Here is a 24862-nt window from a genome sequence, read left to right as displayed (position 1 = left end):
AATGAGCTCCTTCTCCGTCACCGAACCCTCGAACCGCATAAAATGGTTCGCCGGGATGATGGTCATACTCTATGCGCTGATCACGATGCTCCCGCTGGTCTGGATCGGCCTGACCGGCTTCAAAAGCCCGTCCGATGCCATCAGCTATCCGCCGAAATACATCATCGGCAGCGATAGCGCGGCCGGCTTCCAGCCCACGCTTGAAGGCTATGTGAACCTCTTTACGACCCGGACGCGCCAGACCGAGGAGTTCCTCGCCGCCAACCCACCCGAGAACTGGGCGGACGAGATCGTGCGCAAATACGACATGGTCATCGTCGGTCCTTCGAAATTCGGCGAGCGCTTCCTGAACTCAGTCATCATCGGGTTCGGCTCGACCTTCCTAAGCGTATTCCTCGGAACACTTGCGGCATATGCATTCAGCCGGTTCAAGATACCGTTCGCCGATGACCTTCTTTTCTTTATCCTGTCGACCCGGATGATGCCGCCCATCGCCGTCGCGATCCCGATCTTTCTCATGTACCGGAACCTGGGACTGTCGGACACGCATTTGGGTATGATCCTGCTCTACACCGGCGTGAACATCTCGCTTGCGGTCTGGCTTCTCAAAAGTTTCATCGACGGCATCCCGATGGAATACGAAGAAGCGGCGCTGATCGACGGCTACACCCGGTTTCAAGCCTTTTACAAAGTTGTGCTGCCGCAGGCGGCCACGGGCATCGCATCGACCGCGATCTTCTGCCTGATCTTTGCATGGAACGAATATGCCTTTGCAGTCCTTCTGACGACGGCCAACGCCCAGACGGCACCACCGTTCATTCCCACTATCATTGGAATCGGCGGCCTTGACTGGCCCGCCATTGCCGCAGGCGTCACGATCTTTCTCCTGCCGGTCATGATCTTCACCATCCTGCTGCGGAAACATCTGTTGCGTGGCATCACATTCGGAGCGGTTCGCAAATGAGCAACTTCATCGACGGCTTTTTCCGCTTTCGGCGCGGCCCTTGGGAAGCGCTGGCAACCGTCATCATCGCGGTTGGGGTGTTCATGCTGATGCAGCCCTTCGTGATCTGGGCCTTCACCTATTCGTTCATAACAACATTGGTCGGCACGGTGATGTTCATCATCGTCAGCCACTTTCCGGAGTAAGCATGGCGCAGATCGTCATCAAGAACCTCAAGAAGCAGTTCGGGGACTTCACCGCGGTCCGCGAGAGCTCTTTCACCATCGAAGATGGGGAATTCTTCATGCTCCTCGGCCCCTCGGGCTGCGGCAAGACCACGACGCTGCGGATGATCGCGGGGCTGGAGCTTCCGACGTCAGGTGAAATCCTTCTCGACGGAGAAGAGATATCGCAGCGCCCGCCATCCGAGCGCGACATCGCTTTCGTATTCCAGATGTTCGCGCTCTACCCGCATATGAATGTGCGGAAGAATATCAGCTACCCGCTGGTCAGCCAGGGCATGCCTCGTGCAGCGGTCAAGGCCAAGGTGGCCGAGGTGGCCAAGATACTTGGCATCGAAGATATCCTCGATCGCCCTGTCGGCGGCCTTTCCGGCGGCGACCGTCAGCGCGTGGCTCTGGGCCGGGCGATTGTCCGCGAGCCCAAGGCCTTCATGATGGACGAGCCGCTCGGCGCACTCGACGCCGAGTTCCGCGAGCATATGGCAGAAGAGCTACGCGCGCTCCATGACCGCATGGGTGCCACCACAGTCTACGTCACGCACGATCAGCTTGAGGCGATGCAGATGGGCGACAAGATCGTGGTCATGAACAACGCCGTGGTCGAGCAATTCGGCACGCCGCAGGAAATCTATGACAAGCCTGCCACCATGTTCGTCGCCGATTTCATCGGGTCGCCGTCCATGAACTTTATCAAGTTCCACGGCAAGATTGGTGCCGGTTCCAGCGATGTGGCCATGCACGAGAATACCTTTGCCGTGCCGCAAATCCGGGAACCTTTCGAAGGCGACATGGCCTTTGGTGTCCGGCCCGAACATATCGAGCTTTCCGACGATGCACCTTTCCGGGCTGAAGTCCTGGCAACCGAATATCTCGGCACGACTCAGATCATCACGCTGAACACCGCCGGCGGTGAGGTGAAGGCCCGCGTATCGGCTCAGCAGGCAGCGAAAGCCGGAGAGACGGTTGGGCTCACCTTCGACCCGGGCACGATCACGCTCTTCGATCGCCAATCGGGTCGCGCGTTGAAATCAGAACTGAATGAGGGCGTGCTCCATGGCTGAAGTTTCGCTGACCAACATCTCGAAAGCCTTCGGCAAAACGCAGGCCGTTGACGACATCACGATGACCATCGAAGACGGCGCATTCGTCGTCCTCCTCGGCCCCACCGGAGCCGGCAAAACGACCACTTTGCGACTGATCTCTGGATTGGAAAAGCTGGACTCAGGAACTGTGAAAATTGGAGGGCGCGACGTTGGGGGTGATACGCCGGCGCAGCGCGATGTGGCGATGGTGTTCCAGCAGTACTCGCTCTATCCGCACCTGACCGTGCGCGACAATCTCGCCTTCCCCCTTCGCTCGCCGATTCTGAAGACACCTGAAGATGTGATCACTGAAAAGGTGAACAAGATAGCCGAGGTTCTTCAGATTCCGCACAAGCTGGGCAACAAGGCGACCGAGCTTTCGGGCGGCGAGATGCAGCGTGTCTCGATTGGCCGCGCGCTGGTGCGTGATCCATCCATCTACCTCATGGATGAACCGCTCAGCTCGTTGGACGCCAAGCTTCGCGCCGACCTCCGGGTCGAGCTGAAACGCATCCACGCGGACCTCGGATCAACCCTATTATACGTAACGCACGACCAGATCGAGGCCATGACGATGGCCTCGCATATCGGCGTTCTCGAGGAAGGTCGGCTCGTGCAATACGGGACACCCAAGGAAATCTACGAGGACCCGCGCAGCGTCTACGTCGCTGGCCGACTTGGGCTTCCCCGGATCAACATCCTGCCCGTCTCGCTTTTCCCAGGCGATCACAAGGGCACGCAAATCGGCCTCCGACCGGAGAACATCCGCCAGGGCGACGGCATCGAAGCAACCGTTATCCGGGCAGAGCATCTTGGCGATCATACCCGGCTGCATCTCGACTTGCAGGGCCACGCGATCACGACGCTCACCGATCCGCATCAGGCCTACGCGCCTAACACAACAATAAAGATCAACCCGCAAAGCCCACTGTATTTCGACGCTTCAGGCGCGCGGGTCGTCTAAGGGAGAACCACCATGGCTCAATTCATAAATGCCAAAGAGGATCTTGTTACCGAAGCCATCGACGGGCTGCTCGCTGCTTCGGGAGGCGCGCTCTCACGGCTGGACGGGTATCCGCATATCAAGGTTGTGCTCCGCTCGAACTGGGACAAGTCCAAGGTGGCCCTGGTTTCCGGAGGCGGCTCGGGCCACGAGCCCTCCCATGCCGGGTTTGTGGGCTCCGGCATGCTGACCGCTGCCGTTTGCGGAGAGGTCTTTGCATCGCCCTCAGTCGAGGCGGTTCTGGCTGGCATTCTGGCAGTGACCGGGGATGCCGGCTGTCTGCTGATCGTGAAGAATTATACCGGCGACCGGTTGAACTTCGGGCTGGCCGCCGAAAGGGCCCGCGCCCTCGGCCGCAAGGTGGAAATGGTCGTTGTGGACGACGACATCGCGCTTCCCCATCTGCCGCAACCACGGGGCGTGGCGGGAACGCTCTTTATCCACAAGATCGCGGGGGCCATGGCCGAAGACGGGGCGGATCTGACTGCTGTCACAACCGCCGCGCAAGCGGTAATCGGCAAGGTCGCTTCGATAGGCATGAGCCTTGATACCTGCACGATCCCAGGCTCTTCGAAAGAAGACCGCATCGGCGCGGGCAAGGCCGAGCTGGGCCTTGGCATCCATGGCGAACCCGGCGTCGAGCAGGTCGATTTCTCGACCGCGATGAGCGCTATGGGCACTGTCGTCGAAAAGCTTCGCAGTCACGCCGGTGGCGACACGGTGGCCATCGTGAACAACCTCGGCTCGACGACGCCGCTTGAAATGTCGGTTCTCACTCATGCTCTGACCGCGTCCGGCTTGATCAAACAGATCATCGGACCCGCGCCCCTGATGACATCGCTCGATATGCACGGCTTCTCGGTTTCGATCATGGATGCAACAGCGGCCGAGCTTGCCGCCCTTTCGGCCCCCGTCTCGATGCCCGCATGGCCCGGCATGGTGGAGGTGGTTGACCCTCCTGTCATCGCCCTGCCCGATGGCCTGACACCGATCGAGCCGATCCCATCCGAGAACGCCAGGACCCGCGCGATCATCGAAAACGTCGCCAGTCTCCTGATCTCGGCCGAAGGACAGCTGAACGCACTCGACGCCAAATCTGGCGACGGCGATACCGGCAGCACTCTGGCCACCGCGGCGCGCTCTCTCAAATCCAGTCTCGACCGTATGCCGTTGGCTGACCTAACCCAGCTATTCCCGGCGCTTGGCAACGAGCTCAGCCAGACCATGGGCGGCTCTTCCGGCGTGATCCTCGCGATCTATTTCAATGCCGCCGGCGATGCCTGTGCCAATGGTGCTTCAGTGCAGAAGGCGCTTGTCGACGGCCTGAGCCGGGTCAGTCAGGTGGGCGGCGCAAGCGTTGGCGACCGCACGATGATCGATGCGCTGTCACCTGCGCTTGATGCGCTTCCACACGGCATCGGGGCCGCTGCCGCCGCGGCCCGAACCGGTGCCGACAGCACGGCCGCAATTCACCGGGCGAAGGCCGGTAGGGCCGCCTATGTGCCTGCGGAAAACCTCAAGGGGCATAACGATCCGGGCGCCGAAGCCGTAGCGCTTCTCTTTGAAGCGCTCGTCAATGAAATGGTGGACTAAACTGAGCAATCCGCGCCTCACCGACGTCGCCAAGCCAACGGTCAATGACATTGCCCGTGTGGCCGGAGTGAGCCTTGCGACAGTGGACCGTGTGCTGAACGATCGCCCGGGCGTCCGCTCGGTGACGATCAATAAGGTGCACGAGGCGATCGACAAGCTTGGCTATGTCCGTGACACGGCGGCGGCCAATCTGGCGCGGCAGAAAACTTATCGGTTTGTCTTCGTGCTGCCCGACTGGAAGGGGCAGTTTCTGGCCAGCCTCGAACGTGGCATTGCCGAAATCATCGTAAGCGCGCCGCAAAACCGGACCGAGGTGCGAACGATCCGGGTGCCGAACCATGATCACACGCAATTGGCCGCGACGCTGGCCGAGCTTGATCCCGCGCAGGTCGACGGACTGGCGATCATGGCCAAGGAAACGCCGCTGGTGCGCGATGCGATCGCCGATCTCCGCAAGCGTGGCATTCCGGTCGTGTCGCTCGTGTCGGACCAGCCGAATTCCGACCGCGACCATTTCGTCGGAATCGACAACGTTGCTGCGGGCCGCACGGCAGGAACTCTTCTCGGGCGCTTTGCCGGCGGACAAAAGGGAAAGGTCGTCGTCGTCATTACCAACAAGCAATCCCGCGACATGATCGAGCGCCGCCATGGCTTTGATCAGGTTGTCGGTGCCAATTATCCTCATCTCGAACCGCTGCCCAGCGTAGAAGGCCAGGAAGACCCGGCGCATACGGAAAGGGTCACGCTGCGCGCACTTCAGCAGAACCCGGACGCCATCGGTATCTATTCGGTCGGTGCCAGCGTGCAGGGGATCGCGCGCGCCATTGCGGCAGCGCGCCTTCCCAAACGGCCCATTCTGATCGACCATGAGTTGACCGAGAACTCGGCCGCTCTGTTGCGCGCCGGCGTTGTTGACGCCGTTATCACGCAAAACACAGGTCACCTCGCACGGAGCGCTCTGCGTGTGCTGCGCGCCAAATGCGATAAAACGCCTGTGATCAAGAGCCAGGAAAACATCAGGATCGACATCGTCATCCGGGAAAACCTGCCATCCATGAAATGAGCATTTAGGGAGGATGCTATGAAAGCGATCAAAGGGCCCGCGCTATTTCTGGCGCAGTTCGCAGGGGATAATGCCCCTTTCAATTCGTGGGACGCGATCACCAAGTGGGCCGCCGATTGCGGCTATGTTGGTGTTCAGGTGCCCAGCTGGGATGGTCGCCTGATCGACCTCGCCAAAGCGGCGGAAAGCAAGGACTATTGCGACGAGTTCAAAGGCGTCGCCGCGGCCAATGGCGTCGAAGTCACCGAGCTTTCGACGCACCTCCAAGGACAACTTGTTGCTGTCCATCCAGCCTATGACGAGGCGTTCGATGGCTTCGCCGCCGAAGAGGTCCGCGGCAATCCCAAGTCGCGCCAGGCATGGGCCGTCGATCAGGTAAAAAAGGCGCTTTCGGCATCCCGCAATATGGGGATGACGGCGCATGCGACCTTCTCCGGCGCGCTCGCCTGGCCGTATGTGTATCCGTGGCCCCAGCGCCCTGCCGGCCTGATCGAGACTGCCTTTGACGAATTGGCCGCGCGATGGAAGCCGATCCTCGATCACGCCGAAGACTGCGGCGTTGATGTTTGCTACGAAATCCACCCGGGCGAAGACCTGCACGACGGCGCGACCTACGAGATGTTCCTGGAGCGGACAGGCAACCATGCGCGAGCCTGCATGCTCTACGATCCATCGCACTACGTGCTGCAATGTCTCGATTATCTCGACAATATCGACATCTACGCCGACCGAATTCGGATGTTCCACGTCAAGGATGCCGAGTTCAACCCGACCGGGAGACAGGGCGTCTATTCGGGTTATCAGAGTTGGGTCGACCGGGCAGGACGGTTCCGCTCCCTTGGGGACGGGCAAGTCGATTTCGGCGCGATCTTTTCCAAACTGACAGCCGTCGGTTTCGACGGCTGGGCCGTCGTGGAATGGGAATGCGCCATCAAACATCCCGAAGACGGTGCACGGGAAGGCGCGGCCTTCGTGCGCGACCATATCATCCGGCCAACCGAAGTCGCCTTTGACGACTTTGCCGATGGAGGCACGGACGAGGCAGCTAACAAGAAAATGTTAGGGATCGACTAATGGCGGATCGTATCAGACTGGGCATGGTGGGCGGTGGCAACGACGCCTTTATCGGTGGCGTCCATCGGATTGCATCGCGCATCGACGATCATTTCGAGCTGGTGGCCGGTGCGCTGTCCTCAACCCCCGAAAAGTCACGGGCCAGCGGCGAGGCTCTGGGTTTGCCGCGCGTCTATGACGACTTTAAATCGATGGCGATCCGAGAAGCTCGTCTCAAGAACGGAATCGAAGCCGTCTCGATCGTCACGCCCAATCACGTCCACTACGCGGCCGCCCGCGAGTTTCTCAAGCGCGGCATCCATGTGATCTGTGACAAGCCTCTGACGTCGACGCTGGCCGACGCCAAGAAGCTCGTGAAAGCCACCGAGACGTCTGACGCGCTTTTTGTTCTGACCCATAACTACACCGGCTATCCGATGGTCCGCCAAGCACGCGAAATGGTCGCAGCGGGCGAGATCGGCGCAATCCGCGTCGTGCAGGCCGAGTACCCACAGGACTGGCTGACGGTTCAGCAAGACATCAAGCAAGCCGAATGGCGCACGGACCCTGCTCGCTCTGGCGCGGGTGGGTCCACGGGCGATATCGGAACGCATGCGTACAATCTGGCCTGTTTCATAACCGGTCTCGAAGCAAGGGAGCTTGCAGCCGATCTCGAAGCGTTTGTGCCGGGACGACAGGTGGACGACAACGCCCATGTCATGCTCCGCTTCGAGGGTGGCGCAAAGGGGATGCTTTGGTCCAGCCAGGTGGCCCCCGGCAATGAAAACGCGCTTCGCATCCGCATCTACGGAGAGAAAGGCGGACTAGAATGGGCGCAGGAGGAGCCGAACTATCTCTGGCACACGACATTTGGTGAACCAAAGCGGTTGATCACAAGAGCCGGTGCAGGTGCAGGTAGCGCAGCCGCGCGGGTTAGTCGTGTCCCGCCGGGGCATCCTGAAGGTTACTTGGAAGGCTTTGCAAACATTTACACCGAAGCTGCGTTGGCAATCAAAGCGCATCAAGCTGGCCAACCACGCGGACCTGACATCGTCTATCCAACGATTTCGGATGGTCTCAAGGGCGTTCAGTTTGTCGATGCTTGCGTCAGGAGCTCCCAGCGGAATGCAGCATGGGTGAAAGTGTAAATTCCATTCCGTCCACTTGCGGCTCATTGTTTGAAGGTTCGCTTTAGTTCGAAAGCAGGCGTTCGTGCTCAACGTCGGCAGGGTCTCTGAACGGCCCTGAACAGCCAGTCAGTCGCGACGCAGTAAAGGTCGGCTTACGCCCGATGCGGGCGCACATTAGATCATAAAGGCTCCAATTGTTAGTCGTCAGGACGAGGGCGACAGGCAAGTCCGGAATCGCATGTCTAGATCGTTGGTATTCGTACTCTCCGATTTTGTGCGGTGCCTACCATCAGGCTTTCGTGATTAAATTCTAGGCGGTTTGAAACAACATGTGCCATTACCTAAGATCGAAACCACCAAATAGGCGTGACATTTTAAATTCTTGAAAAAAGTCAAGCGACACCTAAAATTTGATCTTTCAGGGGTGTGTAATGAGTCGTCGTTCAGCTTTACTTCTGGTTGTGCTGTGCCTTGCAGGGCTTTCATTCGCCCTGACTCCTGACAGATTGGCTACTGTTGGCATTATGGATACAGCACTCACATCAGATAATCCGCTAATACGCCGCTCCGCTCTAAAGCTATTTCTTTTCTTCCGCATTAGTCTTTTGGTATTGTCAATTTTTCTGATCGCGCTCTCTTTGGCGGTCACGAGGATCGAAGCATCTGATTGGTTTAAACGCCGCATTCACGAAGGTTCGTCTTTCCCCAAGGCTTACGTTCGCCACCAACGCACGCTCTGGAACTGTTCATCGCTGGTAGCCCTGTGTAGCCTGACTTCAGCAATCCTTTATATCTCACTTGGCAATGGCTTTGGCCGTCAAACACTGCCTTTGATCAATGCGGAGGATGGGGTAATCGAGTGGATGTCTGCTCTCATTCTCCTCGCCACATCGTTAATTGCAATACGCGTCAGTAGCGGCATGCCCAACAAGAATTACAGAAGGATGCATATATTTCTTGCCGTCCTTTTCTTTATAATGTTCGGGGAGGAAATTAGTTGGGGGCAGAGGGTGTTTGGCTTTTCGACGCCGGAACAACTTGCGCGGATCAATGTGCAAGGTGAAACTAATCTCCACAACTCTTTTGGCTATATTTTCGATCATCTTTTCATTTTGTGTTTTTTTTTCTGGGGCTGCGTGGTGCCGTTGCTCTATTGGTTTGAGCCGATCTGGCGCTGGTATCAAAGCCGCATTGGGTTGCCCTTTCCGAGCGTCGGTTTGGGGCTCGCAATGTTAGGAGTGACCCTATTTCAAGAACAGATAACCGACACTTTGTTTGGTGTCGTCTCTGGATTGCATGTGCCTGAGATCAGAGAGTTGTTGTCGGCGCTTTGCTTCATGCTGCTCATGCTCGAGTCTAAGCGGCTGTCAGCGCGATAGGTGAAGACAGCGAAGGTTTGCCTAGCATTTCAAAATGACTGCAATGACTGCGTCGTCCGCTTGGCGGACGTCGATGCTCAGGGTAGCAGGGTCTTATACGGCGCATAGCAGACAGTTTTGCCTGACGCAGCGAACGGCTGCACTTAGCCCCATGCAAACGCTTATATCAGAACAGATACGCAGACCGGGAGAGCAAGAAGCGGCGTTCCAGAACTGCGGAGAAGATGTCTTTCTTTCAATCCAGGCGTCGATCGCTTCACCCCTGCACAAGCGCCAAGCACAGGCGTCGGCAGCCGTAGCCTTGCTTGTTCCGGCATGGAGGCAGCCAAAGGCACCTTGCGTTTCAGGAGGTTGGCAATAGTGTGCCGCCCTGAGGATCGTGAGAGCCTTCACCTGCTTGTCGTCGGAAGGAACCAGCACATGTTCGATCTTCTCGTCGTCAATACGAGCCTTCCCGATGGCCGAACGGATCAAGGCATCGGCATCCGGGGGGACCGGATCGTCGAAATCGGAACGGGGCTGCAGGGAGAGGCTGAGCGGGTCATCGACGCGGAAGGCTACCTGCTAAGTCCGCCATTCGTGGATCCGCATTTTCACATGGACGCCACCCTGTCGCTCGGTCTGCCGCGCATGAACCAGTCTGGGACATTGCTGGAAGGCATCGCGCTATGGGGCGAGCTGCGCCCGACACTGACGAAAGAGGCCGTGATCGAAAGGGCCCTGCGCTATTGCGATCTCGCTATATCGAAGGGCGTGATGGCCGTGCGCAGCCATGTAGATGTCTCCGACCCGCGGCTCGTGACCGTCGAGGCGCTCCTGGAGGTGCGGGAGATCGTAGCCCCCTATCTCGAACTGCAACTCGTAGCTTTCCCGCAGGACGGGTATTACCGCTGCCCCGAGGCCGAGGAGGCGCTTAAACGCGCACTCGATATGGGCGTCGACGTGGTGGGCGGCATCCCGCATTTCGAGCGTACGATGGATGCGGGGCGCGCCTCGGTCGAAGCGCTCTGCCGGATCGCCGCAGATCGCGGCCTGCGCGTGGACATGCATTGTGACGAGACCGACGATCCCCTCTCGCGTCACGTCGAGACCCTGGCCGAGCAGACAATCCGCTTCGGGTTGCAGGGCCGGGTTGCGGGATCGCATCTGACATCCATGCATTCGATGGACAGTTACTACGTCTCGAAGCTGTTGCCGCTGATCGCCGAGGCGAAGATGGCCGCAATTCCGAACCCGCTGATCAACATCATGATCCAAGGCCGCCACGATACGTACCCCAAGCGTCGCGGCCTCACCCGGATTCCCGAACTGATCGCGGCGGGCATCATCGTCGGGCTCGGCCAGGATTGCGTGATGGACCCGTGGTACTCGATGGGAACCGGCGACCTTCTGGATGTGGCGCATTTGGCCGTGCATGCCACGCAGATGGGGTCGCAGGTGGACAAGCGCACGCTCTATGACGCGGTGACCGTGAATTCCGCGCAGATCATGGGGCTAAAGGACTATGGGCTGAAGGTCGGCTGCTACGCGGACATGGTCCTGTTGCAGGCACGCGATCCGGCCGAAGCCATCCGCCTACGTCCCAACCGGCTGGCAGTCATCCGGCGCGGCAAGATCATCGCGGAGACCGCGCCCGAGGTAACGCGCCTGTCGATGGACGGTCGACCGAGCAGCCTCGATCCCGCAGATTACATGCCGAAAGGCACCTCTTAAGGGCGATTGAGTCCTGCCTAATTTCTCGGCAGCGCGCCTTTGTTGCCTATGTATTGCGCACTGAAGCCTTGACAGTACGGGCATCCGGGGGACGGTTGGGTCACAATGAAGCGGTCGGTGCCCGGGCCCGACGCGCGATATAACACGAGGGAGACATTCCATGATCCGCACCACGATGAACCGCCGCCGTTTGCTCGGCACCGGTGCCGCGCTGACCGCAACGACGCTTGCCGCACCGGGCCTTCTGCGCGCGCAATCCGCGCCTGTGAAGCTTGCCGGCATCCACGCTTCGCCTGTTGAGAACGCTTGGAACTCGGTCCTGCACGCTGCGATGGTGGCCGCCGACGCGGAAGGCGTAGTTGAATACACCTTCTCCGAAGGCGTCTCGGGCACCGATTACCCGCGCGCGATGCGTGAATTCGCGGAGGCCGGAAACGTGCTTATCGTCGGTGAATCTTACGCCGTAGAGCGCGAGGCGCGCGACGTGGCTGCCGATTATCCCGACACCGCCTTCCTCATGGGGTCCTCCGGTGAAGCCTCGGGCGACAATTTCGGCGTTTTCGGCACCTGGAACTGGGAAGCGGCCTATCTCGCCGGCATGCTCGCAGGCCGGATGACCCAGAGCGGCATCGTCGGCAGCGTGGGCGCGATCCCGATCCCCGAGGTCAACATGCTGATCAACGGCTTTGCCGACGGCGTGAAGCGCACGAACCCCGACGCCACCCATCTCGTCAGCTTTATCGGTACGTTCTTCGACCCGCCCAAGGCCCGCGAAGCCGGCCTGGCGCAGATCGATGCAGGTGCGGACATCCTGTTCGGCGAACGGATCGGAACCGCGGATGCCGCGCAGGAACGCGGCATTCCGGCCATCGGATCGCTCATCGATTACACGCCGCGCTATCCAAGCACGGTCTTCGCTAACGCCCTCTGGTCGTTCCGCCCGCTTGTCGAAGCCGCGCTTGCCGACGCGGTGGCGGGCAACCCGACGGGCCAGAACTACACGCCCCTCAGCCTGATGAAGGATGGCGGCAACGACATCTCCTACCAGTCGGACATGGTGCCAACTGAAGCGGTGGCGGAGATGGAAGAGGTGCGCGCCGCGATCAAGGCCGGGGAATTCGAGGTTCCGCGCAATTTCGACGAGCCCGCTTGATGCCACAGGACGCGGCCCGCCCTCCGAGGGGAGGGCGGGCGTGACGCGGGTTCTTGAGCTCGACGGTATCACCAAGCGCTTCGGCGACACGCTCGCCAATGACGACGTGTCGCTGCATGTCGACCGCGGTGAGATATTGGCACTTCTGGGCGAGAACGGCGCTGGCAAGACCACGCTGATGTCGATACTTTTCGGCCATTACACGGCCGATGCCGGCACCGTGTCCGTGGAAGGCATAGCCCTGGCTCCGGGCCGGTCGCGGGCAGCGATCCGCGCGGGCGTGGGCATGGTGCATCAGCATTTCGCGCTGGCGGCGAACCTGACCGTCCTGGAAAACATCATGACGGGGACCGAGCCACTCTGGCGCTTGCGTTCCGACCGCGCGGGCGCGCGGGCCAAGCTATCGGCGCTGGCCGATCGTTTCGGGCTGCCGGTCGATCCGGATGCCGTCATCGCCGACCTGTCGGTGGGCGAACGGCAACGCGTCGAAATCCTCAAGGCGCTCTTCAACGACGCGCGCATCCTGATCCTGGACGAACCGACCGCAGTGCTGACCGCGCCCGAAGCGGAGCGGCTTTTCGCAACCTTGCGCGACATGGCCGCGCGGGGGCTGTCGCTCATTTTCATCAGTCACAAGCTGCACGAGGTCATGTCGGCCTCGGACCGGGTGGTCGTGCTGCGCGGCGGGCGCGTCGTTGCCGAACGGGCGACCGAGGTCACATCAAAAGCCGAACTGGCCGAACTCATGGTGGGTCGCGCGGTTCAACGACCTGAAAGTCCACCCGCAACACCCGGCGACGTCCTCCTCGAAGCGCGGGACGTGCATCTGAGGCCCCCTTCGGGCATGGCCCTGAAGGGCGTCGATTTCACTCTCCGCGCGGGCGAGACGCTGGGCATCATCGGCGTATCCGGCAATGGCCAGGTGGCGCTTGCGGGGCTCGTCTCGGGCCTCTACGCGCCCGATGGGGGCAACCTTCTCGTGCACGGCAAGACGCTCGCACAGCACAACGTACCGCATGCCATCGCAGCCGGGATCGGTCGCGTGCCCGAAGACCGGCACGCCGAAGGGACCCTGGGGGACATGAGCACATGGGAGAACGCAGTTCTCGAACGGCTATGGTCGGCCGAATATTCACGACGGGGCATCCTGCGCCGGAATGCCGCCCGGGCCGCAACCGCGAAGATCATCAAGAATTACGACGTGCGCGGCGCTACCGTAGACGGGCGGGTACGACTGCTCTCCGGGGGAAACATGCAGAAGCTCATCCTCGGCCGCGTACTTGAAGCACGGCCTGACATCCTCGTCGCCGCGCAGCCGAGCCGCGGGCTCGACGAAGGTGCCATTGCGGGGGTGCATAGCCGCCTGATCGAGGCCCGCGCGCGCGGTGCCGGTGTGCTTCTGATCTCGGAGGATCTGGACGAGGTCATAACACTGGCTGACCGGATCTGCGCCATCGTCGGCGGTCGTCTCTCCCCGCCCATTCCGGCCGAGCAGGCCGACGCGCGCACCCTGGGACTGATGATGTCCGGCGACTGGTCCGTGGCCGAGGAGACCCCCCATGCGGTTTGAACGCCGCGACAGCGTGCCTGCCACGCTGACCGTGCTGGCCCCGCTTGGCGCGGTATTGGCCGCGCTCGTCATTGCGGGCGGGCTGATCGCGCTTGCAGGGCGCAACCCGCTCACCGCCTACGGATTGATCCTGCAGGGCGCGTTCGGCTCTCGCCTCGGCCTGAGCGAGACGCTGACCCGCGCGACGCCATTGATCCTGACCGGGCTTGCAGCTGCGGTCGCCTTCCGCGCGCGGCTCTGGAATATTGGTGGCGAGGGTCAGTTCTATATCGGCGCGCTGGCCGTGCCCGCCTTCGGCCTGTTCCCCTTCGTGGCGGGTGCACCCGCCACACTGGCGATCACGTTCTGCCTGATCGCAGGGGCTTTGGCGGGGATGCTCCTCCTCCTCGGCCCTGTCTTACTCAAGCTGCGGTTCGGCGTGGACGAAGTCGTGACCACGCTGCTTCTGAACTTCGTGGTGGTTCTTTTCGTGTCGATGATGATCGATGGCCCCCTTAAAGACCCCCTCGCCTTCGGCTGGCCGCAATCGGTGCCGGTTCCCTCCTCGGCGGAGTTGCCACAACTCCTCGACCGCACGCGCCTTCATGCGGGTCTTCTGATTGCGCTCACGCTGCCACTGGCTGTCTGGTGGCTGCAGTCGCGCACGGTCTTTGGGCTACAATCCCGCGCGGCAGGCCTGAACGCGCGGGCGGCCGCTTTTGCCGGCGTGCCGCTCGGACGGACGCTGACGCTGGTGGCCTGCTTGTCGGGCGGGCTTGCAGGGCTCGCGGGTGCCATCGAGGTTATGGGCGTGAAGGGCTACGTCACCACGGACCTGTCGCCGAACTACGGCTATGCGGGCATTGTTATCGCCATGCTCGCGCATCTACACCCGGTCGGTGTGATCGCCGCAGCACTGTTCTCCGCCGTCATGTTCGTGGGGGCTGACTCGATGAGCCGCGCCCTCGGCGTACCCTCCTACATCGCCGATGTGATCGTGGCGATGTCACTCCTGACGATGCTTGTGGCGATCTTCCTGACGCAATACCGGGTGCGAAGATGAGCGTGATCCTCGACATCCTGCTATCGGTCGGCATGTGGGAGGCGGTGCTGCGTATCGCGACGCCGCTGGTCTTCGGCACATTGGGCGCTCTGCTCTGCGAGCGGGTTGGCGTTCTGAACCTCGGGATCGAAGGCATCATGGCGTTCGGCGCGATGGTCGGCTGGCTGACCGTATATTCCGGAGGAGATCTTTGGGCAGGGATGGCGGCGGCCGCATTGGGCGGGGCGGTCTTCGGCCTGTTGCACGCCCTGCTGACCGTTTCGCTGGGCCTCAGCCAGCATGTGACCGGGCTTGGTATCACGCTGTTCGCGTCGAGCTTCGCCTATTACATCTTCCGGATCGCGGTTCCGACCGCCAGCTCACCGCCGACGATCGAGCCGTTTCGCCCACTACCGGTGCCCTTTCTGTCCGACCTTCCGGTCCTGGGGCCCGTCCTTTTCAATCAGACGGCACCAACCTATCTGGCACTTTTTCTGGTGGCTGCCCTAGCCTGGATTCTCTACCGCACGCCGCTAGGGCTCGCGATCCGCATGACCGGCGAGAACCCCCATGCCGTGGACGCGCAAGGCGTCGACCCCATTCTGCTGCGCATCGCAACGATCGCCGTCGGGTCCGCATTGATGGGTTTGGCAGGCGCGTTTTTGACGCTCGCAGCCTTCAACTCCTTCTTTCCCACCATGGTGCAGGGGCGCGGCTGGGTCTGCATCGCGTTGGTGGTCTTCGCACTCTGGCGGCCTGGGCGCGCGCTGCTGGGTGCCTTGCTCTTTGCGTTCTTCGATGCATTCCAGCTGCGCTTGCAGACCGCGGTCGATGGCATCCCCTACCAGCTGTTCCTAATGATGCCGTACCTGCTATCGATCCTCGCCCTCATCGTGATGGCACGACGTGCGAAGGTTCCGCAGGCACTCATGCAGCCATACCGCCGCGGTGAACGGTGAGGGGTCCGGGCCAAGGAAAAGATCATCAGCGCAATTGCAGGCCCGTCCGGCGCAATACTTGTGCCGCGTCCACCAAGGTCTGCGGAGCTTACCCGGGAGGGACTTGTTTCGGGGATCTGACTAGCGATGCGACGCCGGATCTAGGCAGTGATCGACACGCCTGACCCGCTCGACGACACGGCTCCAGATGTTGGTTGGCTCAAAGAACGTGTTGCTTTGGCTTGCCAAAGCGCAATCCAGAACGCCCGGCACCGATAAGAAAGACGTGGAGTCTCCGAAGGTCGGTCCGCGCTGCAACACGGACGTTTTACGTTGTGTTTGGGACAAATGGATTGGGGTACCGCGATGCGGGCCGGCTTGGTGCCAAGTCGTCGAAGCCAGTCCTGCATTGCCTCGGCGACAAACTCGGGTCCATTTTCTGATCGGAAGTACTCCGGTGAACCGCACCTCGGGAGGAGCGGATAGAGCGCTTCGAGGACGTCGTCGGCTCCTATCGTCGGGTTTCTGCCCGGCTGCGGGACGAAGGCTAGGCACTCTCGAAAGTGGCACTCCCCCGGCATCGGTGTCGGGTAGATGACAAACGGGTCGTAAGACTTCGTGCATCGTCGAACCGACGATAGTCAGGCTTCGGGACATTAAAATTTTCTGACCGAGTGCATCCGGAAATGACTGGCAATCCGGATAAGGGGGAAACTGAACGGCGAGGCCTGCCATCCTCTGCGAGCAGCCCGGATCGACATCGCTAGCTGCTGGAAATTCTACAATTTCAAACAATCATACAGTGCCTTTGGTTACCGCCCGCCGGCCACGGAAGTGATCGCCCCGATAAACCATGGTTCAATCAAGACCCAACGTTCAACTTGGTCCACTCAAGTAAGGCTGCTCAAGGCGCACGACTTTACCTTTGGTGGGTGGTGATCACGAAGGCGAAGCCCGAGAAGGCTGGCAAAAAATAATTTCAAACAAACTCTTCATTTCAAATCTGAATTAAGACCGGGTTGAATTTGTCTGGAAGCACCATGGCGGAGGTATCGGTTTCCGCGCCTTGATGGCGACCTTCGATACCCTGACCTAGACCCAGACGCGGCCTGCTGAAAATTCGACACGATCCATCATATGACTGGCAATTTCGTCACCGGGCGCAATTGCAAAAGGTAGAGTACTCCGCGCTCAAAAGCCCATTCGATGTCATGGGGGCCCATCCCGAACACGGCATCACATCGTGCTGCGAGGTCGTGGAGCGCCATCAGCTTTTCCGCGTCCAAGCAGGTTTGCTCGACAAGGTGAGCCGCGACCGTTTCCTTACGGGTGCCGCCCGCCTGCACGCGCTGGATCATGATATCTTTGTAGCCGGGACGGCTTTCAAGCAAGCTACCAGCGCGATCCATCCGATAGGAGTCCGGGATCACCAGGCCCTGAACAACCGCTTCGCCCAGACCCCATGCCGCTTCGATGACAAGCTCGGCCTGTCCAGTCACCGGGTTGCAGGTGAACAGCACACCGGCCGCGTCTGCGGCGACAAGCCTCTGGATGACAACACCCATGCGGATGTCCATGTCCGCCCCCATGCGCGCGCGATATCCTCTCGCAGAATCCGTATGCGCCGACTCCCAAACCGCAAGAACCGCATCCGGCACAGCCTCCGGGCAGATCACATTGAGAACGGTCGCATGTTGCCCGGCAAAGCTTGCCCCAGCCGAATCCTCGCCGATGGCCGAAGACCTGACGGCCACATGCCCTCGTATGGCAGCGCAGGCCCTTTGGAGGTCAGACCGCGCAGCGGACTCTCCTGATGCGACGGCATTCACAAATTCCGTGCCGAGCGCGAAGCCTTCCGGTACAGGCAGCCCGGCGCGGATCGCTGCGCCGAGCTGTATCGCTTTTCCCCCGAATACCTGCTCATCGCAGGCCGAAGATAACGGAACGGGTTTCATTCGGAGTTGATCTTCACTTCGCCGGTTGTGCCGTTCACGGTGACCTGCATTCCATCCTCGATAAGGGCCGTTGCTTTCCGGGTCCCCACGACGGAAGGAATGCCGTACTCGCGGCCCACGATGGCCGCGTGGGACAAGAGACCGCCCGCATTGGTAACGATGGCCCCAAGCAAGGGCAGGACGATGTTGAAGGAATCCGAAGTCGCGGCGGCGACCAGAACATCGCCGCGTTTCAAACATCTCAGGTCCTCCGTCCCATCGATCACGCGTGCGGTCCCGCTGTAGGTTCCGGGACTAGCACCCAGCCCCTTGATGATCGTGGTGTCATCTTCTACAGCCTCTGGCCCGGCGGCGAGCGATTGAATGGCAGTGCCAAGCCCCGTCATGACCCGTAGGATATCGGGTGGCAGACCATCCATCGGCGGCGGCGGGGATGGCGGATCCCCCAGAATGGCAGGAGCGGACTCGGCGCGGTGCGTCTTTCGATATGTTGCGCGCTCCTGAAGTTCGGCAGAACTTGGCCCCCCTGCCCCGCCAAGCAACGCCTGAATTTCTTCGTAAGTCGCTTCCACTAGATGCGCGGGATCGGCAATCCGGCCTTCCGCCGCCAGCCGCCCGCCGGCAGCAAGCAATGCTCGACGCATCACACCACCCGCCCAGACGTCACTATAGAAGCCCCGCTCGTCCCGCAGGCGCGACATCAAACGGACCTCGGCAAGCAGGTCATCGAACGTATCGCGGTGTTCGGATGGGATCGCTTCGCGCAGCCGCGATACTTCCTCGGCTGGTACTGTGCTGGCGGACTTCCCGGACTGATCGACTGCCAGCCTGATCCGCGCGACAAGGGCGTCCGGCACTTCGATCGCTGCCGGTTCGCCCGTATCGAGACTGTTAAGCAGCCGATTGCCAACCACCCCCAGATACGCTTTGGCCGCATCGCCCACCGTGCCAGCTTCGGCGCACAGGCGGTTGAGGATGGCCTTTCCGCCCTCATCCGACTTCAGAGTCTCGCGCGCAGACGGGCTGTTGCGGATGGCCTCGGCGAGATCATCCATCTCGGGGAATGTTCCGGCGGATTCGGGGGCAGAGCCACGCGTCAGCGCAAGAAAATCGCCCATCGGTAATGTCGTCCATCTTCCGACATGGGCCATGAAATCGCCCACGGGAAGAATGGCCGCCAGGTTGAATGTATGATGCTGCTGAACCATGCGTTTCAGGTTTTCACGGCAGCGATCAATATAGGTCACCAGTTCATCATCGGACAATTCCAGAGGATCTACGGCAAGAAGTGCCTGATGCGTCTTGATTGAGGCCGGCTTTACCTCGCGATCCCAACGTTCAAGATCATCTCTCCAAATTCTGTCACGAAAGACGCTTCCGGCCGCGGCGAAACGGTCTGGAATCTCTGTCTCGGGGGCCGGAATGACTGTGGAATAGGCAAACCCATTCACAAAGCGGTAGTCCAGTGTGTTGATAAGCAACCCATACCGGCGCGCGCAATCCAGAAACCCGTCTGTTATCCCTTGCGGATGAATTTCTGCCTGGAAGCGCGAAACAGGGCGCGGAAAATGCGCCCCATCGATCGACCACGACCCCGGTCCGGGCGGGTGAAATTCTTCTAAGGCGGACTGGACAGACTTGTTCATGTTTTCTCTACCCTGCAAAGAATTGTGTCAGACACAGCATCGGTGAATGACCTAACCTTAGCAGAGGTCACAAAACTGTCATAGTTGCTTTGATCCGCTCGAACGCCCGATGAGCCAATACTGCATTTCGGCCCTATCGGCGTGAGAGGCACGGTGAATAGGCATCGAGGCGCTGATGACCGCGTCAGTGCGAGCTCGCTCCTGCGATGCCTGCACCCGGCAATCTGCGGCTCATCAGGGCAGACAGCACAATGGCACTTGTGAATAGTTTGATCATGACAACATGCCGCGCCACACTGACGGCATCATCGCTTCCAAGGACCATGCCAAGCGCGAGTATGCTCAGGATGCCGCCAAGATAGCGCATTGTGGAGCTGACCCCGGCCGCCATGCCCGCCTGACGCGGCTCCACTGCGCCCATGGAGGCGGCCTGCGCGGGCGCATTGCACAGGCCAATTCCCAAGCCGAACATCAGGAGAGCAACGACTGCATCCGTTGGGATATCGAACGAAGCAAGGTGCCAGAGCTGAACCACGCCAGAAAGGAGTAGAAGACTCCCAAGAAAGGCTGTGCGACGCGCCCCTATCCGGTCGGTCAGCTGTCCGCCCACCGGCGCAGCAACAACCATGCCCACCATCATGACGAAAAGCATGTAGCCAATTTCGCGCGGCTCAGTCCCCCGGAAAACCGAAAAGTACTGTGGCAGCTGAAAAAGTAATCCGTACATCGCGAAGTTCTGCAACGCGATCATCATCGTCCCCGCGGTGAAGGCCGGTAGGGAAAACAGGCGCGGGTCAAAGACCGGTGCCGTCACCTTTGACTCCCAGACCACAAAGCTCACGCCAGCAATGGCAGAGGCAAGAAGAACGACGGCGAGCGCCCCGCCATTCAGCTTGCTCGCCAGGATCAGGAATGCCAGCGACAGAGCCAGCAGCCCCATCCCGGCAAAGTCCAGAGTTTTGATAAGGCCCCTGATGGAACGTTGTGCCGGGATCCGGCTCGCTGGCAGAGGGAACAAGTAGAGAAGGCAAGAAGACAACGCGAGAAACGGCAGATTAGCCAAGAACACAGCGCGCCAGCCGAACAGGCTGACGATCTCACCCCCGAGCGCGGGACCGCCCGCTGCGGCAATTCCCATGGTTGCACCGTACAGGCCAAATATGCGGCCACGCCCCTCTTGCGGGACATGCAACCGCAAGAGCGCAAGCGTTGCGGGAACCACCAGCGCACCGGCAGCCGCCATCGCGCAGCGTGACACGAACAATAGGCTAACATCCTGTGCCAACAGACCGCATACCGCGCCGATCACGTACAGCCCGATCCCCGTCCAGAGAACGCGCGAATGTCCGACAAGATCGCTGATCTTCCCCGCCGGACCTTGGCAAACAACGTTGACAACCAGATAGCCGGTTACAAGCAAGCCCGTGATCAGAACGATATCCGCGCCGATCCCAAGGCCGATGGATGGAAGCGCGACAGCAATGAGCGTGGACCCCAGCGGTGCCTGGGCCGACGCAATCAGCAAGGCTGCGGTACTGGCAGCGGACAGTCGAAGGGTGGCGTCTGTGGAATTCAAAACGCTGTCTCGTCCTTGTATTGGCGCTGTTGGACAGCAGGAGAGTGGTTTGGCGTACTCGGCACAAGACCCAATCTGGTGTTGTCAGAGCAACTTGGCTTGTGAGGAATTGGAGAGCCCCCAGCATTAAAGTTCCGCGCGGAGTTCCGCCCGTTCACAACGGCCTGACGGCAGGCACGGTGGCAATGCGAAGCTGAGCGCTCTGCCGGGCTCAATGCTCGTGCCATCCCTCGACCTCAGCCTCCAGACCCTGCTCCGGTGGATGAAGCCGCCCCAGGCAGCGGTAGCTGTCGGTTACCTTCGACGTCCAGGACGAGTCCTTTCACGCTCCAACTCGATACTCCCCCATTTATGGCAAGGTGTGCCAGGGCGATGAGCGAGACGAATGCACGCCTTTGCCCGTCGCGGGCAACACGAAACGCAAGATCAGCACGCGCCAGATCCCGATCAGGCGAAACCCTGCAACAGCTTCATCATGCCCAGGTTCGAGCCGATCGTGAATCGGGCCGAATGCCTGACCATCATCCGCGCGGTCCAAGAAGGTAGCATTGAGAATGCGCAGAAGGCCGCCGAGGATTACGGCCCCGCGACCGTGTCAAAGCAAGACCGCGACGCGCCTGCACATGCAGCTCTGTTCGGAGCGGTCTTTGTTCGGCTTTTCGCATGACAATACGATGTCGGCCTGCCCCTGTCGGCGATCATGTTGCTGTCCGCATTCGGTGAGTCTTCGGTTGTGTGGGGACGGGTCCCCACATGCCGAGAAGAGCCAAATTTGCTCGCCCCCCCTTCGCCGCGACCTCGGCGCTGTTCTTTGTGACCCATTCCGTTCTGACATGGCCACGGGTGCGGGGCCTTGGCCAATAGAGTTCTGGTGGCCTGCTTGATTGCGGTACCGGTCATCTGCAGCCCTACCCCTTGGTCTTCGATGGCCCCGCACCGGGTTCAACCCCAGCCAGCCCGCTACCGTGCGCGTATTTGGATAGGCTATTTTGGTGCTTCCCGCGCATTGGCCGGGGTTGCACCCACTTGTGAACCTCGACCTCGCCTACGTGGTCGTGTTGGGGTTTTTCTGGCCTGTTCAGTCGACTGGGCATGCGGCTACGGGACCATCGCCGGCGGCGCAAACTAGGCCAGAGCTGGCACATTCTAAACGCTGCGAACACCTGTCCAGCATTGGTTGGACGCGTCCTTGCCCGCCAGAATTCAGGCCTTGCGATCAAGATTGCGAACGAAACGCCGTCGCCCGCGATTGCACTCTTTGCACCCGCATGGGAGCAGCCTTTGGCCCGAAGGAGGAACTTACCGGGCTGCTCCCGCGCCTCCTGATCTCGGACGTCGAGATGTTGTTCGGATCAAATTTTCAGCTTTTCCGCCATCGGGGTCACAAGCAAGGCGACGGCACTGGCCCCTGACTGCGCACTTGGCCGGTCAAGGCCAATCGCGTCAGTGAAGGATCGGGGCGAACGGTCACCCCCTGCCAACAGGAAGACGCAGGCGCTGAAGGACAGTCCCGTCGCGTGCGCAAATCAACCGCACCTTCCACCGCTCATCCTGAAAAGTAACGCGAAGCCTTCCCGCATCCTCCCCCTCACCCGATTCCGAGAGCGTCGCGATTCTGCCGTCCCGCATCCGCTCCCGGAATTCTGCGTTGGTCAGATCCAGTAGCGGTGCCAGATCGTCTGCATTGATCGTGATACGGCCATCGAGCACTTTCAGTTTCATTATCGTTTTCGATCCTTCGGCGATGCCTGATCCAGCGAAATAATGATCTATACGGGGCTGAATATACAAAAAGCCTCGTTGCGAGTCAGGCGTTGGGATCAGATCCGCCCGACGCGCGGCCCTTCACCGCCGACGAGTCGTGCAGGTTCTCTCGCGGTCCGGCCCTGCTGAGGCGCGGCACGCCGGAATCACCGTCTTCCTGCGGCAGCCCCATGCTCAGGCCGCGCCCGATCCGATGGGCCAGCGCAGACCAGGCTTGTGCCAGTTCATCCGGCAACTCCCTTTCCAGAACCGCATCGAAGAGCTTCAGCCAGATCTGGAAATGCCAGGTTCTCACATTGCCGGCGGCTTTGTGAATCTGCATCGGATTCCCATCGTAGCAGCTTTGCAACAGCAGTGCATTGCGCCAGAATCGTCCGATCTTGGCTTCATGCGCGGGCCAGTCGGCGACGTGCACGGCAAAGACCGGGCCGAGGTCCGGATGGGCACGGGTATGCCTATAGAATTGTTCGACAACCCGGTCGATCTGGGCCTCGGTCACCGGGATGCGCGGCGCTCTGGTCACGCAACCGCAATCCACACGAGTATCAGGCCAATCAGCAGATAGAAGACCGTATTGAACATCCAGCGGATCAGCCCCGCGTCCGCGTCAGGGTTAAGCCCCAGGCGTTGGCACAAGCGGTGTCCAGGCCAGAGAAATACGTCAGCTAGTTTCATCGCCACCTCCGTAATACGTATTTTATATACGCATTATCTCTAGGCTTTTATTTCGGCATTCACAATGCTACTTTTATGTGATGCAACTCGACAAGTTTACCGACTATGCCTTGCGCATTCTAATGACACTTGCTGTCCGCTCGCCTGAACGTATAGCCACGTCGGAGATCGCAACGATGTTTGCGGTGTCGGAAAACCACCTCTCAAAGGTCGCGACCAAGCTCGTCCGAGAAGACTTCGCCATCTCGGAGCGTGGACGCAGCGGCGGTCTCATCCTGGCCCGCTCCGCAGATTCGATCATCATCGGAGATGTGGTACGGACCATGAGGCGTGCTGAAATCGTGGTGGAGTGTTTGGGGCCGAACAAGACCTGTCGCGTTCTTCCTGCCTGCGGCCTTCGTCCGGCCCTGGTGGAAGCCGAGGAAGCTTTCTTCGCGATACTGGATGGATACACCCTGGCTGATATCACCCGCTCACGTCAGGCCCTCGCCCAACTGATGAGCGTATGATGTCCGAGAGGATCAATCTGTAATCAACATCGGCGACGAGCTTGTGTGCCAGACGCGGCCAGAAAACAAAGGGAACCGCGGAGAGGATGGCAAATCGGGGAGCCGTAAGCCCGGTTACGCCTGCATCCGCCTCTAAGGGGGCGATCATGGTCGGCGCTCTCGATATCCGAAGCCCTATTCCAACTCCGGCTTCGTGCGGTGCCCGCCGGTGCATCACCGTTGGCCTGAATATCGGCGATGTATCGCTTCATTTCGGCTATCTCGCCGCGCTGCGCTTCGATGGTCGCATCAGCAAGTTCGCGGACGCGCGCATCGGAAATATCGACCCGTTCACTGGTCAGGATCGCGATGGAATGGCGTGGGATCACCGCCTTCATCCAAGCGATATCAGCGACCGTATCTTGCGACCGGACGAGGTAGAGACTCATCACAAAGGCAATTGTCGCACCCACCAAGATCGCAACGTTGGCTTTCCGGTTGGAGTACATCCCGAGCATGAAGGCGAGCCTTACAATCGCCATTGTCGCGCCCATGTAGAGTGCCATCTACATCCGGATCTGGGAGACTCTGACACCCGCGCGGGGGCGTCCGGCGCGACGACGTGATAGTCTTGCGCAAAGTGCACGATTAGGTTGCGAGAATTATGTGACGAACTGGAGAACCCGTACAGCAAAAGTACGGTGGGTTGCGATGAGTCGTCCCCTTTGCGGTAAGTGATGTCAATTCCGTCAATGCTGGCGGTCTTGAACGCAACATGGTCGGGCAATGACATATCACGAACCTCGCCGCTGGTTGGCAGGCCAGCCGCGAAGACCACCGATACCACGAAAGCCTTGGTCTAAATACCGATGTTA

Annotated in this window: 23 protein-coding genes; 16 read left to right on the top strand and 7 right to left on the bottom strand. The window is 60.3% G+C overall.

Translation table 11 applies throughout. The features are described from left to right. The first annotated feature begins 1 nt into the window (after position 1). From BLV27_RS10200 to BLV27_RS10135, 14 genes are all read left to right on the top strand, one after another. Positions 2-964 (top strand): carbohydrate ABC transporter permease, encoded by a 963-nt coding sequence (locus tag BLV27_RS10200; protein WP_092645575.1) that lies wholly within the window; start codon positions 2-4, stop codon positions 962-964. Continuing rightward, complete coding sequence (locus BLV27_RS10195; RefSeq protein ID WP_092645573.1) at positions 961-1149, top strand: hypothetical protein; 189 nt, start codon at positions 961-963, stop codon at positions 1147-1149. The genes BLV27_RS10200 and BLV27_RS10195 overlap by 4 nt, the downstream gene beginning before the upstream one ends. A 2-nt stretch (positions 1150-1151) precedes the next feature. Beyond that, on the top strand, positions 1152-2246 hold the full coding sequence (locus BLV27_RS10190) for an ABC transporter ATP-binding protein (protein WP_092645571.1): 1095 nt from the start codon (positions 1152-1154) through the stop codon (positions 2244-2246). Next, on the top strand, positions 2239-3231 hold the full coding sequence (locus tag BLV27_RS10185) for an ABC transporter ATP-binding protein (RefSeq protein ID WP_092645569.1): 993 nt from the start codon (positions 2239-2241) through the stop codon (positions 3229-3231). Before BLV27_RS10190 ends, BLV27_RS10185 begins: the two co-directional genes overlap by 8 nt. Positions 3232-3243: 12 nt before the next feature. After that, positions 3244-4863: a dihydroxyacetone kinase subunit DhaK gene (locus BLV27_RS10180; RefSeq protein WP_092645567.1), complete on the top strand. Its 1620-nt coding sequence runs from the start codon at positions 3244-3246 to the stop codon at positions 4861-4863. After that, a complete protein-coding gene (locus BLV27_RS10175; RefSeq protein ID WP_092645565.1) occupies positions 4847-5926 on the top strand; it encodes a LacI family DNA-binding transcriptional regulator in 1080 nt (359 codons plus the stop codon). The genes BLV27_RS10180 and BLV27_RS10175 overlap by 17 nt, the downstream gene beginning before the upstream one ends. A gap of 18 nt (positions 5927-5944) precedes the next feature. Further along, positions 5945-7000: a sugar phosphate isomerase/epimerase family protein gene (locus BLV27_RS10170; RefSeq protein ID WP_092645563.1), complete on the top strand. Its 1056-nt coding sequence runs from the start codon at positions 5945-5947 to the stop codon at positions 6998-7000. Further along, positions 7000-8127: a Gfo/Idh/MocA family protein gene (locus tag BLV27_RS10165; protein ID WP_092645561.1), complete on the top strand. Its 1128-nt coding sequence runs from the start codon at positions 7000-7002 to the stop codon at positions 8125-8127. Before BLV27_RS10170 ends, BLV27_RS10165 begins: the two co-directional genes overlap by 1 nt. 413 nt (positions 8128-8540) lie before the next feature. Then, on the top strand, positions 8541-9488 hold the full coding sequence (locus tag BLV27_RS10160; RefSeq protein ID WP_092645559.1) for a hypothetical protein: 948 nt from the start codon (positions 8541-8543) through the stop codon (positions 9486-9488). Between the two features lie 420 nt (positions 9489-9908). Next, entirely contained in the window at positions 9909-11201 is a 1293-nt protein-coding gene (locus BLV27_RS10155) for an amidohydrolase family protein (RefSeq protein WP_092645557.1), read from the top strand. A gap of 160 nt (positions 11202-11361) precedes the next feature. Then, positions 11362-12354, top strand: a complete 993-nt coding sequence (locus tag BLV27_RS10150; RefSeq protein WP_170831417.1) for a BMP family protein — start codon at positions 11362-11364, stop codon at positions 12352-12354. 40 nt (positions 12355-12394) lie between these two features. After that, complete coding sequence (locus BLV27_RS10145; RefSeq protein WP_092645555.1) at positions 12395-13924, top strand: ABC transporter ATP-binding protein; 1530 nt, start codon at positions 12395-12397, stop codon at positions 13922-13924. Beyond that, complete coding sequence (locus BLV27_RS10140; RefSeq protein WP_092645552.1) at positions 13914-14966, top strand: ABC transporter permease; 1053 nt, start codon at positions 13914-13916, stop codon at positions 14964-14966. The genes BLV27_RS10145 and BLV27_RS10140 overlap by 11 nt, the downstream gene beginning before the upstream one ends. Next, a complete protein-coding gene (locus tag BLV27_RS10135; RefSeq protein WP_092645550.1) occupies positions 14963-15904 on the top strand; it encodes an ABC transporter permease in 942 nt (313 codons plus the stop codon). Before BLV27_RS10140 ends, BLV27_RS10135 begins: the two co-directional genes overlap by 4 nt. Positions 15905-17016: 1112 nt before the next feature. Here the strand turns inward: BLV27_RS10135 and BLV27_RS10130 are convergent. From BLV27_RS10130 to BLV27_RS10120, 3 genes are all read right to left on the bottom strand, one after another. Continuing rightward, positions 17017-17637, bottom strand: a complete 621-nt coding sequence (locus BLV27_RS10130) for a PEP/pyruvate-binding domain-containing protein (protein ID WP_170831416.1) — start codon at positions 17635-17637, stop codon at positions 17017-17019. 197 nt (positions 17638-17834) lie between these two features. After that, positions 17835-19484 carry a PEP-utilizing enzyme gene (locus tag BLV27_RS10125; protein ID WP_092645546.1) on the bottom strand — a complete coding sequence of 550 codons (1650 nt, stop codon included), beginning with the start codon at positions 19482-19484 and terminating at the stop codon, positions 17835-17837. Between the two features lie 184 nt (positions 19485-19668). Continuing rightward, positions 19669-21060: an MFS transporter gene (locus BLV27_RS10120; RefSeq protein WP_170831415.1), complete on the bottom strand. Its 1392-nt coding sequence runs from the start codon at positions 21058-21060 to the stop codon at positions 19669-19671. 385 nt (positions 21061-21445) lie between these two features. Here BLV27_RS10120 and BLV27_RS10115 point away from each other — a divergent pair, with 385 nt between their 5' ends. Next, entirely contained in the window at positions 21446-21727 is a 282-nt protein-coding gene (locus BLV27_RS10115; protein ID WP_092645542.1) for a hypothetical protein, read from the top strand. Between the two features lie 800 nt (positions 21728-22527). On the opposite strand, the gene BLV27_RS10110 is transcribed toward BLV27_RS10115, so the two are convergent. The 3 genes from BLV27_RS10110 to BLV27_RS19335 all read right to left on the bottom strand — a co-directional run bounded on the left by BLV27_RS10110 (position 22528) and on the right by BLV27_RS19335 (position 23499). Further along, the gene (locus BLV27_RS10110) at positions 22528-22782 is read right to left on the bottom strand and encodes a DUF6522 family protein (protein ID WP_092645540.1); all 255 of its coding nucleotides are present in this window, start codon (positions 22780-22782) and stop codon (positions 22528-22530) included. Between the two features lie 85 nt (positions 22783-22867). Then, positions 22868-23347 (bottom strand): group III truncated hemoglobin, encoded by a 480-nt coding sequence (locus BLV27_RS10105; protein ID WP_342024527.1) that lies wholly within the window; start codon positions 23345-23347, stop codon positions 22868-22870. Next, positions 23344-23499 carry a hypothetical protein gene (locus BLV27_RS19335; RefSeq protein WP_170831414.1) on the bottom strand — a complete coding sequence of 52 codons (156 nt, stop codon included), beginning with the start codon at positions 23497-23499 and terminating at the stop codon, positions 23344-23346. Before BLV27_RS19335 ends, BLV27_RS10105 begins: the two co-directional genes overlap by 4 nt. Before the next feature lie 80 nt (positions 23500-23579). On the opposite strand from BLV27_RS19335, the gene BLV27_RS10100 reads away from it, so the two are divergent. Beyond that, positions 23580-24008, top strand: a complete 429-nt coding sequence (locus BLV27_RS10100; protein ID WP_092645538.1) for an RrF2 family transcriptional regulator — start codon at positions 23580-23582, stop codon at positions 24006-24008. Between the two features lie 23 nt (positions 24009-24031). Here BLV27_RS10100 and BLV27_RS19055 read toward each other — a convergent pair whose 3' ends face one another. Further along, positions 24032-24553, bottom strand: a complete 522-nt coding sequence (locus tag BLV27_RS19055) for a DUF305 domain-containing protein (protein WP_139176592.1) — start codon at positions 24551-24553, stop codon at positions 24032-24034. Positions 24554-24862: the final 309 nt, after the last annotated feature.

Origin of the sequence: Jannaschia faecimaris, from assembly GCF_900107415.1 — a bacterium.
Lineage (GTDB): Bacteria > Pseudomonadota > Alphaproteobacteria > Rhodobacterales > Rhodobacteraceae > Jannaschia > Jannaschia faecimaris.
Note: the sequence above shows the minus strand (reverse complement) of the source record. Positions and strands in the feature narration are given on the sequence as shown.